We start from the raw sequence: 15525 nt of genomic DNA, 5'->3' as shown, positions 1-15525 counted from the left end.
GACCGAAAAATAGAAGTAAAATCAAATCACAAGAAATGAATACAAAAAAAACAGTCTCTCTAACAACGTTTTTAGTCTTTAGTTTTTTTCTAATACTTAGCGGTTGTAAAACAGAAACAAAAAAGAAGGACACTGAAGGTGCACCTGATACGGGTAAAACGGAAGAAACAAAGACAGTTTACGCAAGTAATGTGATTCCATTTTTTGATGATTGGAAATTGATTTTGGGCAATGGTTCAAATGTGGGACATGCCAACAACTTTGAGAATAAGGATTTCTTCTTTACTACAAATGATGGCACCAATGAATGGGTGGTTTTTAAAACACCCAATGGGGGCAATACCCATGGAACTTCAAACAATACCAGAACGGAATTGGCGCAAGTAAAAAAGTGGTATCCTAAAACTGCAAATGATAAGTTGACAGCAACTTTAAAAGTAATGAATGTCTCCGTTACCGGTGATGCTAGAGTAGCGGCTACCCATGCTGTTGTGGTAGGTCAAATTCATAGTGCCGATGCACATGAGAACGAACCGCTCAAAATATTCTATAAGAAATTTCCGGGCCATACAAAAGGTTCTGTCTTTTGGCATTATGAAATAAATACTGCTGGAGATGATAATTCAACTAGGTGGGATTATTCAACTGCCGTTTGGGGCAATGATTTTTCCGTTGTGGGCACGGATGCAATCACTTATCCTGAAGAACCTAAGGAGGGTATTGCTTTGGGAGAGGAGTTTAGCTATGAAGTTGAAGTTGTTAACGGTATCATGAACTTAACCTTTACCAGTAAGGGCCATGAAACCAAAACATTTACCAAAAACTTAATCGAATCCGAATATACAACCACTGCGGATATACCGGAGCAAACTCAAAAATTATTTGTGCCAATTGGCCAAGATGGGGTGGAACGTAAAGAAGCGTATACAGGCGAAGGTTGTTTCTTTAAACTAGGCGCTTACAATCAGACTAATGGAAAGTCTCCCGAGGTGAACAAAAACTGGTGTTCTGGAGCAGAAACTCATGGTGGTGATGTCCAAAAACAATATGCGGACGGTAACTATGCAGAGGTGTGGTTTAAAACTGCAAGTATAACTGTAAGTGACAATGCTGTTTCTAACGAAGGCTACTTTACCAAAAATGATAAAATCAAATAGTAAAAAATAGAATGGGGAAGAATACAAAATTAACCGGTAAGAATGTGCTGATAACCGCTGGTGCACAAGGAATAGGAGAATCCATAACCCAACACTTTATTGATAGTGGCGCCAATGTTGGCATTCATTATTTTTCTAGTGCGGATACCGCCAATCAGTTGGTTGAATACGCAACTGCGAAAGGCCAAAAAGCAGTGGCTATATCAGGAGATTTAACTAAGGAGGCCGATGCAAATACTCTTGTTGGGAAAACGGTAGAAGTACTTGGCGGTCTTGATATATTGGTCAATAATGCTGGCTCGCTTGTAGCACGTAAAATGCTGGGTGAAATGGAGGCCGAATTTTGGAACAAGGTAATGGATATTAACCTTACGTCTATGATGTTCGTAACGAGGGCTGCATCACCACATCTTGCAAAAAACGATAACAGTAGCATTGTTAATTTGGCTTCGCTCGCAGGACGAAAAGGAGGGCATCCGGGGTCATTGGTCTATTCAACAAGTAAGGGAGCAATTTTAACTTTTACCCGTGCACTATCTTCTGAATTAGGCCCACAAGGCATTCGGGTCAATGCCGTGGCTCCTGGGCTTATTTTAGGAACTTCCTTTCACAATACGCATACGACCAAAGAGTCGGCAGCAGAAACCGTTGCCGGTATTCCAATTCAACGCGCCGGTAATGCCGCTGATGTAGCACGGGCAGTTACCTATCTGGCATCTGAGTATGATGGTTTTATAACTGGGGCAACACTGGATATTAATGGAGGGGTATACAATATGTAGGCCCTATTAACTACGGATTATATATTCATGAAAATAATTTCTTGAGCATTTGAGGTTTTTAACCACATTGCTCAAGAAATTGCGATATGAATTTTTAGGTAATCGGTTGAGGGTTAAACCTGATAAGCAGGAAGGTTGAAGATAAAAGAACTTCCTTCTTTTGGTTTACTTAAAACGGTGATGGTAGTATCATGTAGATCCATGATTTTTTTAACGATTGCCAAACCAAGTCCATATCCCTGCTTTTTGGCGCTTTTGTCTACCTGTTTGTAACGGTCAAATATAAAAGGCTGCTCGTTTACGGCAATTCCTGTACCAGTATCCGTAATATTTATCTCTACGTTTTTTCCTTTCTTTTGGAGTGATAAGGTTACTTTACCTTTGGCTTGAGTATATTTTAAGGCATTTTCTATTAAGTTCTGCAGAGCTCTTTCTACAAGGCTTACATCGGCATAGACCATACAGTTTTCTTCCGGATTGTCTAGCTGAAGGTCTATCTGTTTCTTTTCGGCCAAAACCTTGAACTTGGCTATCAGGTCATGGGAAAGTTCCGTAATGGAGAAGGGTTCTTTAACGGGAGTAACTTGCTCGGCTTCCAATTTAGAATACTCAAAAAGTTGGTTGATTAAGTTGGACAATTTATCTACGTTGTCATGCGTAATCTGTAGGTATTCTTGTTTTTGTTCCTCGGTTAAGGTTTCGTTTTTGATCTGTAGGGTTTCAATATACCCCTTTAGAATTGCCAAAGGTGTTCTAAGGTCATGGGAAACATTGGCTATCAACTCCCTGCGCAATAAATCAACGGACTGCATTTTATCCATATTCCCAACAATACTATCTGCCATTTCATTAAATGATTTTGCAAAGACTTCAATATCCGAATTTTCAGGATTGGCAATTCTTGCCTGTAAATCTCCATCATGGAACTTCCTGACCGTCTTTGTAATCAGGCGTAAATTCTTAGTTAAGAACCAAATGGCCAAAAGACCAATTATGAGCGAAAAAAGCATGGTGAGCATGGTAGCGCCAATGCCTAATTTGGTAAAATATTGACTCAAAAGGTTGTCGCTAACTTCCTGGAATTTTTTCCCGGCAAGTACAATGTAAATATAGCCGTTCCTACCATCTACGGAGTAGGGAGCTACGGAGAATATTTTTTTCTCTCCGGAATTCCTCGGGTCGTCACCAAGTACAAAACGTTCTCCATTATTTTTAATGAAAAACTCTATTGGGGCCAATGAAACACTCTTTATGGAACTTTTGTCTCCATGATCCAAAACCACAGAATACAGAACTTCGCCGGTTTCATTTAACAGATAAACCTCAATACCTTGGTTTACGGCCATCATGTCATGCATTAAGTCACCAAAAAGAGGTTTGTTAACGCTACCATCTTCAAGAAATGGGGATGCGTCCTGAAATTTTTCGGCAATTACATGGTGCGCAACATCTGCGTTAAGACGTTGTGTTGTTTCTTGGCTGTATTTATTGGCAAAGTAACCGGTAATGAATATATAGGATGCCCCCATGAGTAATACAAGTAGGACAAAGGCCAACCAAAGTTTCTTGATCAGCTTGGGGGTCAAGGTTTTTTCTTTCTGGCTCATAATGAGATGTCTTCGTTAAATTTATAACCTACGCCCCAAGTCGTAAGAATATAGGTGGGATTTGCCATATCTGATTCGATTTTGGCACGTAAACGGTTAATGTGAGAATTCACCGTGTGTTCATAGCCCTCAAAATTATAGCCCCAAATCATATTCAACAGTTCTGTCCTGGAATAGTTCCGTCCTGGGTTGGATGCCATAAGCACCAAAAGCTCAAATTCCTTGGGAGAGAGTTCAATTTTCTTGTCGTTCAACAGTACTTTTCTCTTATCGATATCTATAAAAAGGCCTTCGTACCCAATAGTTGCCGTATTCTCCTCTTTAACCTGCTGTGCATCTGTACGCCGCATAACCGCTTTAATTCGCGCTAGCAACTCTCGTATACTAAATGGTTTTGTAATATAGTCATCCGCACCTATCTCTAGACCAAGTACACGGTCTATTTCTTCGGACTTGGCAGTAAGCATAATAACCGGAGTATTTTTTTCTGCTCTTAGTTTTTTACAGATTTCAACACCGTCCATGCTCGGGAGCGTAAGGTCTAGAAGTATTAGGTCATAATCATGGTTTAGGGCCATTAATAATCCTTGGGCACCATCCATGGCCTTGGAAGTCTTATAAATGAGATCGGTAAGGTGTATCTCTAACAACTTGATGATTTCTGGATCATCTTCTATAATCAATATTTCTTTCATAATTCAGAGTACGAATGAAGTTAAAAAGTATCACACAGTTATCACAGGATATTTAAAATAGATAAATGGTAAGGAAAAGTCCATAATCGTCTTTACAATCCTAATATTATTGATAACCTGAAGGTTAAGTCGTAAAAGTTCACAAAAGTATCACGGAATTAGAGAAAAAGTTTAGCATTTTGTGATTTCTCACATCAATATAACAATTAGTTTGGATACGAATTAAAAACACGTAATTATGGAAAGAAAATTACTTTTTTGTTTGAATGCGAACAACAGCCCACGGGCATTGTCTTGGTCTGCACTTTTGCTAACGTTAGCAACTTTGTTGGTTGCACCTAATGTTTTAGCGAATGATATAGATACAGCATCTTATGGGGGAACAATTAGTGGAGGCCCGTTTGAATTCTGTGTAGGAGATGATTATCCGGACCATGTTTCTGGAGTTACGGTTAGCGAGAATAGTGGAGAAAATTCACAATGGGTAGTTACCGATGAAGCTGGGAAAATACTAGGACTTCCACCTAATCCCGAAGCTGTTAACTTTGATGTAGCTGGTGCTGGCACCTGTTTTATTTGGCATTTAAGTTATATGGATGGATTAAAAGGCCTGGAGGGCGGCATGAATGTTTCCGATTTAAAGGGCGATTATGATTTTTCCAATTCTATAGCTGTGTACCGAAACCAACCGGATGCAGGCACCTTAACAGGCGGACCTTTCGAGTTCTATGTGGACGGTACCCCTGATATGGTCAGCGGAATAGCGGTTACGGGCAAGCGCTCGGGCAAGAACAGTACGTTCGTTATCACGGACGAGGAGGGCAAGATACTCGGCATCCCACCCTCATTGACGGCCGTGGAAGGAGTGGATTTCGATGGAGCGGGAGCGGGTACCTGTTACATCTGGCACTTGCGTTACGAGGACGGACTGCAAGGTGCGGAAATGGGACTCAACGCCAATGACCTTGTTGGGTGCTACGACCTATCCAACCCTATTGAAGTGGTGCGTAAGGAGAAAACGATGGTGGAAGCAGGCGAGCTTTCCGGGGGTCCTTTCTATTTCTGTGTTGATGGCACGGAGGATATGGTCTCAGGAATTACCCTGGGCGGCGATGCCATGGGAAGCAACAGTTCGTTCGTAATTACGGACGATACGGGCAAGATATTGGGACTTCCGCCAACACTGGAAGCAGTTGAAGGCGTAAACTTTGACGGTGCCGGGGCGGGTACCTGTTATATCTGGTACCTGAGATATGAGGACGGACTTGAAGGTGCCGAAATGGGTATGAACGCGCACGAGCTGAAAGGTAACTTTGACCTGTCCAACCCCATTAAGGTAGTACGCACGGAAACGGATGCAGGTACCTTAACGGGCGGACCTTTCGAGTTCTATGTGGACGGTACCCCTGACATGGTCAGCGGAATAGCGGTCACGGGCAAGCGCTCGGGCAAGAACAGTACGTTCGTTATCACGGACGAGGAAGGCAAGATACTCGGCATCCCACCATCCTTAACGGCCGTGGAAGGAGTGGACTTCGATGGAGCGGGAGCGGGCACCTGTTACATCTGGCACTTGCGCTACGAGGACGGACTGCAAGGTGCGGAAATGGGGCTCAACGCCAATGACCTTGTTGGGTGCTACGACCTATCCAACCCTATTGAAGTGGTGCGTAAGGAGGCTCCAATAGTTGAAACAACATCAAAAGCATACCCTATTCCTGCCTTAGATGTATTGAATGTTTCATTACCGGATTTTACTTCTAGAAGCGTAGATGTTTCATTGTTCGATACGGCAGGAAACCCTGTTAAAAGAGGAGTAAGTCAAGTAGAGGATAAGAAAATAGCTTTTAATGTGCAATCGGTGCCGGGAGGTTTATACCTTCTACGAATTAGCCAGCCAAATGGTAAGACGTTTACAAAGAAGATTGTAATCAAATAACCATTATGATTGCCATTAATTTTTGAACACTTTAGAACTGTTCGGAAAAAAGAAACCCCGTTGAAAAACGGGGTTTTGTGTTTTTATAAAAATAGTTTGGTCGTTATTCCCAAGAATCTATGTGTTGGTTCATATCGTCAAAAACGTATGGCCCCACCATATCCCTACGGTATTTAATAGCAAGTAAGGTAAGACCTAATAATAGTACGTGTAATAGGAAAATCAATATTCCAACCGGAAAAAAACTTGCAGGAATAATATGGTTTTCAAAATCAGAATAACTGGTAAGAATATACAAAGATTCAAAAGTCTTAAAAACGTACACGGCAAAAACAACATATAAAATGTATTCTATATTTCTCATTTGAGGGTCGGTCAGCTCGTCTTCTTTAATTTTAAACCACAGCACGTATAAAAAAGTAATGTGGGATAACGTCAATAACGGAAAAATGTAGTTATTGGGTTTAAAGAGGTGAAAAGTGTTGGTGTATAGGCCGTAAAAACTAAATATAATCAAGGCAGCTATAACGGCAATAGAAATGTGAATTGTTCTTTTCCAGGGGAATATTCTTAAAATGAACTTCATAAAAAGTTGTTTTCCAGAGGTTGGGGGTTAAAAATAGGAGACTAAAAAACGTCTTTTTTCCTACTTTATTCAAAAAAATCGTTAAAACGCAGCATGCTTTGTTCATCTCAATAAAAACAACAGTTTTCAATTAAGCATTAAGGGGTTACAACCTGTAATTTACGAATGCTGTTCTGACGTAATTAACTCTTGCTTACAATATTATGAAATCCACCCTTTAGAAGCACTAGATTTTGCAAATAAATAAAGTGCGATACTTACAACAATAATCATTATTGGTAGGTATATGGCACTAGGCCCGTAAACTTCAAAAGTATTGCTCAAGAAAAACTGATACACATTTTGAGCCAGCACGCCAATTAACGAGAGTAGCAGAAAAGTTTTTGCCCATTTTTTTCGTAGCAATAGAGCTATACATCCTAGTGCACCCGCCCAAACGGCAATGGCATAAGCAGACGTAACCCATATGGGCCTTGACTCATAAAGTAGTCTTTGGTCTTGTGTTAGTTTTCCTAAGTCTTCTACACTCATAAATGCTTCCATTAAATAGGCGGAGACGCCCATTAGGTTCCACAAAAGAGCAATTACGCTGATTATCCAAAACCACGCCGGTGGTCTAATTTCTGTATTTAAAGTCATTTTTGGTGGTTTTAAAAGGTTGTTCATTACAAAATACAAAAAAAATAGTAGCTTGGTCTTAAAGAGAAAATTGCATGCAAGTTGCCCGTTATTGTTATTTGGTACGTCTACAATATTTAGGTTTCCGCTATAGCGGATGGCAAAAACAACCTGGTCAAAAAACAATAGAGGCCATGTTGACCAAAACCTTAAAGTTTGTATTACCTGCGCAAAAGTTTAAAATTTTAGGAGCTGGCCGTACGGATGCTAAAGTTTCGGCGCTGTCTATGGTCTTTGAGTTGTTCATAGAGGATGAGCCAATAGCTCATGAGGATGAGTTTTTGGAAATCTTTAATAGAAACCTACCACCGGACCTAAGGGTAATGACTATTACGGAAACGGATAGCTCCTTTAATATAATTCAGGATGCCAAAGTAAAGGAGTATGTGTACCTTTTTTCTCATGGGGAAAAAAACCACCCTTTCTGCGCTCCATTTTTGGCTAATATCTTGGATAAGTTGGATATTGATATAATGAAAAAGGGCGCGAAATTATTTGAAGGAAGTCACAATTTTAAAGTGTATACGGCAAGACTTCAGGAGAACACAAAAACCGAACGTACCATAATTTCTTGTGAGTTAAAAGAGAATGAACTGTTACAAGCCAATTTTTTTCCTGCCCAGAGCTATGCACTGCATGTAAAAGGAAAAGGCTTTATGCGTTACCAAATCCGTATGATGATGGGCGCGCTAATTCAGTTAGGTAGAGGGGATTTATCCTTAGCGGATATAAAAGATTCGTTGCAACCGGATAGCGGAATAAAACTTACGTATGTAGCACCGGGTTCGGGGCTGCTTTTGCACGATTTGCAGTTTTCAAATCATAAAATCTAGTTGTACGCTTCTTAGTATATTTATAAAAATAAATCCGTTCATGGCGAAACGAAAAAGGTCAGGGAAAATACTTCCCAAGAAAACATCAAAATTTCAGAAGAAAATGGGCAAGGCCCCAGGAACTATTACCTATATGGGGCGTAGGGAAGGAGGAACCAGCGAAGTTAATATTTTGGAATACAATGAAAACGTCTATAATGAACATATTCCCGGAGATATTGATGCCATTGTAGCACAGAAAGAATTACCGGAAATTTCATGGATAGATATTGTAGGTATTAGTGACGAAGCATTTATTGATAGAGTAGGTAAACGTTTTGGGCTCAACCCCTTGGTTCTTGAGGATATTGTAAACACCCACCAGCGACCCAAAATAGATGAATATGAAAATTACATCTTTGGGGTGTTCAAAATGCTTTATATCAATGACGAAAATCAAATTGTCTATGAACACGTTGCCATGGTGCTTTTGGACAATTGCGTTCTTGTTTTTCAAGAAATGCAGGACGATGTTTTCAAAGGAGTGCGCCAGCGTATTACCAATAAGTCCGGAAGAATTAGAACGCGAGGAGCAGATTATCTATTCTTTGCACTTTTAGATGCCATAGTAGATAATTACTTTGTGGTTTTGGAGCACATGAACCACAGAATAGAGAGTTTAGAAGAAATCGTATACGATAATCCCACACCTGAAATAGCTCACGAAATCCAACAAATAAAGAAAGAAGTGCTAAAAATAAGACGCTGGATCTTTCCTGTAAAAGAATTGGTCAGTAGGTTGATCGATACTGAAAATCCTTTGATTACAAAAGATACAAAAGTATTCTTAAGGGATGCTTTGGACCATTCCTTAGAAATAAACGAGAGCATTCAGATTTATCGTGAGATGTCTATGAGCCTTATGGAAATGTACATGAGCAACATGAGCAATAAAATGAACGAAGTTATGAAGGTTCTTACCATTATGGCCTCTATTTTTATTCCATTAACGTTCATTGCCGGTATTTATGGGATGAATTTTGACCATATGCCAGAACTACACTATAAAAACGGATATTACTACGTTTGGGGAGTTATGATTGTCCTCTTTATTGGTATGATGGTTTATTTTAAAAGGAAAAATTGGTTGTAATAGCGTTAACCACATTCAATTGCATATTTGTATTTTTCCAGAAATAAATGGTACTTAAAAAATTCTGTAGTTCATGCGAAGATTAAAGAAATGGGGCGTTATACTTGTAATCGTATACGTTTTAATTGCCTTTTTGGCGTACACATATCAAGAACGATTGGTTTTTTTTCCTTCTAAAATGCCTCTTAATCATACCTACGATTTTTGTCAGGATTTTGAGGAATTCAATTTAACTACAGATGATGGTGCTAAACTGAATGCCGTTCATATTAAGCAAGATAGCAGTAAAGGTTTAATTCTTTACTTCCATGGAAACTCTGGAAATATATCGCATCTTATTCACGTAGCTAACCTCTTTTCAGCAAAGGGCTACGAATCCATTTTGGTAGATTACAGAACTTATGGTAAGAGCACGGGTAAGGTGAGTGAGCCGGCATTGTATAAAGATGCTCAGTTATTCTATGACTATGCCAAACAACGGTACCAAGAAAAGGAGATTATACTGTACGGGCGCTCTTTTGGTACAGGAATAGCCACATGGTTGGCTTCTGAAAACGAACCTGAAAAATTAGTCTTGGAATCTCCCTTTTATAGTGCGGTGGCACTGGGTAAGCATCGCTTTCCGTTTTTACCTATAGATTGGTTGTCAAACTTCAGGTTTCCGTCCAATGAATATATAAAACAGGTTGAATGTCCCATTTATATTTTCCATGGAAAAGAAGATAACGTAATTCCTTATGAATCAGCAGAAAAACTCTTTGCCACCATTCCAGGTAATAACAAAGAGTTTTTTAGTATAGCAAACGCGGGACATAATTATCTACAGGATTTTAAAGTCTTTAAAGAAGGTATGAACAAGGTTTTGGATTAGTGTTCAATCCTGAATATCCTAATCAAATAAGTCCGAAGAAAGGTAGCGGTCTCCCCGATCGCAGACAATAGAAACTATGACGCCACTGTCAAGTGTTTCGGCCAATCTTAATGCAGCCGCGGCTGCGCCGCCACTGCTCATACCTGAAAATATACCTTCTTCCTTAGCTAGTCTTACGGCCATTTGTTTGGCTTCTTCCTGACTCACCTCAATGGTTTGGTCTACCTTTTTTGCATCAAAAATTTTGGGTAAATATTCTTTCGGCCATTTTCTAATGCCCGGTATACTAGAGTTATCCGTAGGTTGAACACCTACAATCTGAATATCCTTATTTTTTTCCTTCAAAAAAGTAGAAGTGCCCATTATGGTTCCTGTAGTGCCCATAGCAGAAACAAAATGAGTGACTTTTGTATCCGTGTCTCTCCAAATTTCGGGACCGGTAGAATGGTAATGTGCCTTCCAGTTATCATTATTGGAAAACTGGTTGATCATTACATAACCTTCGTTCTTAACCTTGGCTTCGGCATAATCCCTAGCACCTTCAATACCAACATCGGCAGGGGTAAGGGTAACCTTAGCGCCATAGGCCTTCATGGTTTGTACGCGCTCAATGGTGCTTTTTTCCGGCATTACCAGCTCAATGTCTAGATCATAAATTCCTGCAATCATGGCAAGAGCAATGCCTGTATTACCACTGGTTGCTTCAATTAATTTGGAATTTTTATCGAAATCACCACGTTCAAGTCCGTTTTTTATCATGTTGTATGCAGCACGATCTTTAACGCTACCACCCGGATTGTGCCCTTCCATTTTAAAATATAGCTTAACGTTGGGGTTCTTGTTCAATACTTTCGATTCTACCAATGGGGTATTACCGATAAGATCTAGGATACTATGAGACATGCGGAAGTGTTTTTATTTTTATTTCAGGTGTGTGAAAAACAGTTGAATTAGGAGGTACGGATGCTGTTAACCAAGCATTACCCCCAATAATGGAATTCTCACCAATGATAGTTTCGCCGCCCAATATGGTGGCGTTTGCGTAAATGGTAACGTTATTTTCAATGGTCGGGTGTCTTTTTGTGCTTTGTAAGTGTTTGGCAACATAAAGACCGCCCAAGGTAACTCCTTGGTATATTTTTACGTGGTCTTTGATTATAGCCGTTTCGCCAATTACTACACCCGTGCCATGATCAATATGAAACGAATTACCTATTTGCGCTCCAGGATTGATATCTACACCGGTTTGTCTATGTGCATATTCTGTCATTAGTCTGGGAACCAAAGGAAAACCTTCGGAATATAGCTCATGTGCCAAACGATAGATGGCAATGGCATAAAACCCCGGATACGCCATATATACTTCTTCGACGGATAATGAAGCGGGATCACAATTAACGGTAGCTTCGGCATCAAGATTCAACCTTTGTAATATACTGGGCAACTTGGCCACATAGTTTTCCCAGACTTTTTTACAGGGTTTATTGGTATCCCAGCAGGCCAAATCCACAACATCGTCAAACAGTAGTTCTAGTTTGTCCAGATTTTTTTCCACGGGCGTATCAATGTCAAAGAGGGTGTAGAAGAGTAAATTGGTAAATTCCTCAACCTTTTCTTTAAGCTTGTACCTTAAATTGGGTTGTTTCTTGTGCTTGTTTATTTTATCAATGATAGAGGTATGGTCCATATGTTTTTGCTGAAAGGGCTAAATTACTCATAAATCTAAAAGCCGATTTCCTAAAAAGGTTAACTTTATCTAAAATAACAACATTTAGGTCGTATGTTAGATCCCATAATTACGAAAGAAACACTTAGTTTTTTAATTGAGCTTAAAAATAATAATAACAGAGAATGGTTTACTGAAAATAAAGCAGAATTTAAACGTCATGAACAGAGCGTAAAAGCATTTTTTGATGCCGTAGCGGGTAAATTGGGTACTCATGATGAGATTGAAAGGGTAAAGATGTTCCGTATTTATAGGGATGTACGTTTTTCTAAGGACAAAACCCCTTACAAAGCCCACCTTGCAGGGTCTTTTTCACGTGCAGGAGCTCAGCGTCGTGGCGGCTATTATCTACATATAGAACCTGGCAAGTCTTTTCTGGCCACTGGTTTTTGGAACCCGAACAAGGAAGATTTACTCCGTATTCGGAAAGAATTGGAGCAAGACGCATCTGAGCTTAGGGAAATCATAGCTCAGAACGATTTTAAGACCATTTGGGGACAACTTGAAGGCGATGAACTAAAAACAGCGCCTAAAGGGTTTGATAAGGAGCATATGGACATCGACTTGATTAAGAAAAAACAATATATTTTCACCAAAAATTTTACGGATAAGCAAGTGCTCTCAGCAGGCTTTGCTGATGACGTTAATGAATCGTACAGGGCGATTAGGCCCTTTTTTGATTTCATGAGCGATGTGCTTACAACTAATTTAAATGGAGAATCGCTCTTAAATTAGAACGGGCTCTTCAAAAAGTTGTATTTGATCTTTTAGTCGATCAATCACCATGTTCATCATTCGTTTGTTCAAGGCAGAGGAGTTTTTAATATAAATTTCATACTCTTCCACGGTAAAAAGTCCAATTACAATTCCCTTTAATGAATTGCGGAACTTAATGTCTTTCTGAATGGCGTTTTCAATGAACTCAAAACGTTTTTCTAAAGAAAGCTCGTAAAAACTGTTCTTGTGCTTGGCTATGTAGTTCTTGAAAACGGCTATAAAAATGGCGTTCTGTAGTTTTAAAATAGGACGAAAAGTTAGGTTTTGAAACCTTTCGTTTTCGCTCATGTCATCAGTAATTTTTGCAGTGGGAATTTCGGGACGAATACGTAAAAGACTGTGAGATCGATCGCTCATAATACAGGTTTTTATAAAGGTAAGGATAAAGAGGTCTAGCCTTTTTTGTGTCAAAATTAGTTTTTAACGAGGTTATGAACAGTGGTGTAAATCTGTTATTTTGTAATTGAAGTTCATTTGAACAAAACACAAAGTAGATTTTAAAGAAAATAGATATAATGAAAGAGTCCATAAACCCATTTAACGGAGAGAAAATATATGAGTTTAATGAATTGTCTAGTAGTGAGTTAGATGATAAAATTAAAGTAGCGCATGAATGCTATGAAAATTGGAAGAATGTCTCTTTTAAGGATAGGTCAAAATTAATGCATAAGGCTGCAAAGGAGTTAAAGAACAATAAGGACAAGTATGCTGAAATAATCACCAAGGAGATGGGTAAACCTATTTCTCAGGCTATTGCAGAAGTAGAAAAATGTGCGTGGGTATGTGATTACTACGTGGAGAATGCTGAAGACCAATTACAGGACGAAATCATAGAAACCGATGCTGAAACCAGTTATGTTAAGTATCAGCCCTTGGGGGTTGTTTTGGCCGTAATGCCTTGGAACTACCCTTTTTGGCAAGTGTTTCGTTTTGCGGCGCCAAATCTTATGGCCGGTAACGTTGGTATTCTTAAACATGCTTCAAACGTTATGAAATCTGCGGAAATGATTCAAGAAGTGTTTGAAAATGCCGGGTTTCCAAAAGGATGTTTTCAAAATTTAATATTGAGTAGCGACAAAATCAAATCGGTAATTGAACATGAACTGGTACAAGCGGTAACCTTAACGGGAAGCAAACCTGCGGGGGCTTCCGTGGCCTCTATTGCAGGAGAAAATATTAAGAAATCGGTACTTGAACTTGGGGGAAGTAATGCACTGGTTGTTTTTGATGATGCCAATATGGAAGAAACTGTTGAAACCTGTGCTAATGCCCGTTTTCAAAATACTGGCCAGAGTTGCATTGCGGGCAAACGCCTATTGGTACATGAGAACATAGTTGATGAGTTTACCCAAAAGTATCTTGAAAAAGTTAAAAGCTTAAAGGTGGGAGATCCTATGGATAAGGAGACTTATATAGGTGTTATGGCTCGGGAAGATTTGGCAGAGGATTTAGAAAAACAAGTTCAAGGTTCTGTTAAGATGGGAGCAGAAGCTATTTTAGGAGGAAGTAGAAACCGAACCTTTTTTGAGCCTACCATACTTACAGGAGTTACCCAAGATATGCCAATTTTTAAAGAAGAAACATTTGGGCCCGCAATAGGAATAACTACTTTTAGTACGGATGAAGAGGCAATAGAACTTTCCAATAATTCCATATTTGGGTTAGGGGTGAGTATGTTTACATCCTCTAAAGACCGAGTTAAAAACCTAGTACCAAAATTTGATGAAGGTGCGGTTTTTGTGAACGAACTTGTAAAGAGTGATCCAAGGTTACCATTTGGAGGAATTAAAATTTCCGGATATGGCAGAGAGCTTTCTTCGCATGGTATCAAAGAGTTCGTGAATAAAAAAACGGTATTTATAAAACATTAACTATCAGTTTAAATTTTGTTTTTAGTGATTTGATACATAGTTATTTATGTGTTTTTTTTCATTGACGTTTACAGTTTGAAAAGGATGACTTTTCATAAAATTGATACAGTACACGAACATCTGTATTGACTTTAAAAACTCCAGTTTGTATTAAAAATAGTGTTGGAAAAAAGAATAATGTTGTACATTTTTCAAACCTTCGTATCTTGTAAGAATATTAACCAATTAACTATATTCAGATGCGTAAGTTCGTAGTAATGGCATTATTGGTCGTATCGGCCAACTCTTTTGCCCAAAAAATGAAAGTAAGTAAAGGCGACATTAAAAACCTAAAAGATATCTCGGCCTATACTTTAGAATTTGATTACAGTAACCTTGAGATTCCTAAGTATGATTCCGAAGATGATTTCCTTGAGGATAAAATGGCAAAAAGGGAAGAAAAGGAAGCAGGTAAAGGCGAAGAGTTTAAAAAATCGTGGTTTGCAGACCGCCAAGATCGGTACGAGCCCAAATTCATTGAATCTTTCAATAAGCGTTTTGACGATGGAGAAGTGAGTGTTTCTATGGAAGACGCGGATTACACAATGAAGATTCATACCAACAAAATTTATGCAGGGTACAATGTGGGCGTAGTTCGCAAAAATGCAGAAATTGATGCTATTATTACAGTGTATGAAACAGCAAACCCTAGTAACGTGTTGTTGGAAGGCAAATACTCAGATGTTCAAGGTTACGGAGCCATGGGTAATGATTATAACAGCGGGTACCGTATTTCGGAATGTTACGCTAAACTAGCTAAGAACATGGCCGGTTTTATTATAAAGAAGGCGTTGAAGTAATTTTTAAGTTTAATGAGTGAAAAGCGACTATT

At 39.1% G+C, this 15525-nt stretch carries 16 protein-coding genes; 9 read left to right on the top strand and 7 right to left on the bottom strand.

What is annotated here, in order from left to right; all coding sequences use genetic code 11:
• Window positions 1–35: 35 nt before the first annotated feature.
• Together Q4597_RS14160 and Q4597_RS14155 are read left to right on the top strand one after the other, a co-directional pair.
• On the top strand, window positions 36–1157 hold the full coding sequence (locus Q4597_RS14160) for a polysaccharide lyase family 7 protein (RefSeq protein ID WP_303406723.1): 1122 nt from the start codon (window positions 36–38) through the stop codon (window positions 1155–1157).
• A gap of 11 nt (window positions 1158–1168) precedes the next feature.
• On the top strand, window positions 1169–1939 hold the full coding sequence (locus tag Q4597_RS14155; RefSeq protein WP_303406722.1) for an SDR family NAD(P)-dependent oxidoreductase: 771 nt from the start codon (window positions 1169–1171) through the stop codon (window positions 1937–1939).
• A gap of 113 nt (window positions 1940–2052) precedes the next feature.
• On the opposite strand, the gene Q4597_RS14150 is transcribed toward Q4597_RS14155, so the two are convergent.
• Both Q4597_RS14150 and Q4597_RS14145 read right to left on the bottom strand, forming a co-directional pair.
• On the bottom strand, window positions 2053–3546 hold the full coding sequence (locus Q4597_RS14150) for a HAMP domain-containing sensor histidine kinase (RefSeq protein ID WP_215911947.1): 1494 nt from the start codon (window positions 3544–3546) through the stop codon (window positions 2053–2055).
• Window positions 3543–4241, bottom strand: coding sequence for a response regulator transcription factor (locus Q4597_RS14145; protein WP_289042167.1), 699 nt, complete (start codon window positions 4239–4241; stop codon window positions 3543–3545). Before Q4597_RS14145 ends, Q4597_RS14150 begins: the two co-directional genes overlap by 4 nt.
• A 238-nt stretch (window positions 4242–4479) precedes the next feature.
• On the opposite strand from Q4597_RS14145, the gene Q4597_RS14140 reads away from it, so the two are divergent.
• Window positions 4480–6180 carry a T9SS type A sorting domain-containing protein gene (locus tag Q4597_RS14140; RefSeq protein WP_303406719.1) on the top strand — a complete coding sequence of 567 codons (1701 nt, stop codon included), beginning with the start codon at window positions 4480–4482 and terminating at the stop codon, window positions 6178–6180.
• 103 nt (window positions 6181–6283) lie between these two features.
• Here Q4597_RS14140 and Q4597_RS14135 read toward each other — a convergent pair whose 3' ends face one another.
• Together Q4597_RS14135 and Q4597_RS14130 are read right to left on the bottom strand one after the other, a co-directional pair.
• Complete coding sequence (locus tag Q4597_RS14135; RefSeq protein WP_215440239.1) at window positions 6284–6766, bottom strand: hypothetical protein; 483 nt, start codon at window positions 6764–6766, stop codon at window positions 6284–6286.
• A 201-nt stretch (window positions 6767–6967) separates the two neighbouring features.
• Window positions 6968–7405: a hypothetical protein gene (locus Q4597_RS14130; protein ID WP_215911951.1), complete on the bottom strand. Its 438-nt coding sequence runs from the start codon at window positions 7403–7405 to the stop codon at window positions 6968–6970.
• A 74-nt stretch (window positions 7406–7479) separates the two neighbouring features.
• On the opposite strand from Q4597_RS14130, the gene Q4597_RS14125 reads away from it, so the two are divergent.
• From Q4597_RS14125 to Q4597_RS14115, 3 genes are all read left to right on the top strand, one after another.
• A complete protein-coding gene (locus Q4597_RS14125) occupies window positions 7480–8277 on the top strand; it encodes a tRNA pseudouridine(38-40) synthase TruA (protein ID WP_289042061.1) in 798 nt (265 codons plus the stop codon).
• A 40-nt stretch (window positions 8278–8317) separates the two neighbouring features.
• A complete protein-coding gene (corA, locus tag Q4597_RS14120) occupies window positions 8318–9409 on the top strand; it encodes a magnesium/cobalt transporter CorA (RefSeq protein ID WP_215440245.1) in 1092 nt (363 codons plus the stop codon).
• A 73-nt stretch (window positions 9410–9482) separates the two neighbouring features.
• A complete protein-coding gene (locus tag Q4597_RS14115; protein WP_303406713.1) occupies window positions 9483–10280 on the top strand; it encodes an alpha/beta hydrolase in 798 nt (265 codons plus the stop codon).
• A gap of 18 nt (window positions 10281–10298) precedes the next feature.
• On the opposite strand, the gene cysM is transcribed toward Q4597_RS14115, so the two are convergent.
• Together cysM and epsC are read right to left on the bottom strand one after the other, a co-directional pair.
• Window positions 10299–11183, bottom strand: coding sequence for a cysteine synthase CysM (gene cysM, locus Q4597_RS14110; protein ID WP_303406711.1), 885 nt, complete (start codon window positions 11181–11183; stop codon window positions 10299–10301).
• Window positions 11173–11967 (bottom strand): serine O-acetyltransferase EpsC, encoded by a 795-nt coding sequence (gene epsC / locus Q4597_RS14105; RefSeq protein ID WP_215440251.1) that lies wholly within the window; start codon window positions 11965–11967, stop codon window positions 11173–11175. Before epsC ends, cysM begins: the two co-directional genes overlap by 11 nt.
• Window positions 11968–12060: 93 nt before the next feature.
• Between epsC and Q4597_RS14100 the strand changes: the two genes are divergently transcribed.
• The gene (locus Q4597_RS14100) at window positions 12061–12741 is read left to right on the top strand and encodes a DUF2461 domain-containing protein (RefSeq protein WP_303406707.1); all 681 of its coding nucleotides are present in this window, start codon (window positions 12061–12063) and stop codon (window positions 12739–12741) included.
• Here the strand turns inward: Q4597_RS14100 and Q4597_RS14095 are convergent.
• Window positions 12733–13140 (bottom strand): glyoxalase, encoded by a 408-nt coding sequence (locus Q4597_RS14095; protein WP_215440254.1) that lies wholly within the window; start codon window positions 13138–13140, stop codon window positions 12733–12735. The genes Q4597_RS14100 and Q4597_RS14095 overlap by 9 nt on opposite strands.
• Window positions 13141–13298: 158 nt before the next feature.
• Between Q4597_RS14095 and Q4597_RS14090 the strand changes: the two genes are divergently transcribed.
• The gene (locus Q4597_RS14090) at window positions 13299–14654 is read left to right on the top strand and encodes an NAD-dependent succinate-semialdehyde dehydrogenase (RefSeq protein WP_303406705.1); all 1356 of its coding nucleotides are present in this window, start codon (window positions 13299–13301) and stop codon (window positions 14652–14654) included.
• Window positions 14655–14893: 239 nt separating this feature from the next.
• Window positions 14894–15493 (top strand): hypothetical protein, encoded by a 600-nt coding sequence (locus Q4597_RS14085; protein ID WP_303406703.1) that lies wholly within the window; start codon window positions 14894–14896, stop codon window positions 15491–15493.
• The last annotated feature ends 32 nt before the right edge of the window (window positions 15494–15525 follow it).

The organism is Zobellia sp. 1_MG-2023 (assembly GCF_030549125.1).
Classification (GTDB): Bacteria; Bacteroidota; Bacteroidia; order Flavobacteriales; family Flavobacteriaceae; genus Zobellia; species Zobellia russellii.
This window is presented reverse-complemented; position numbering and strand designations above follow the sequence as displayed.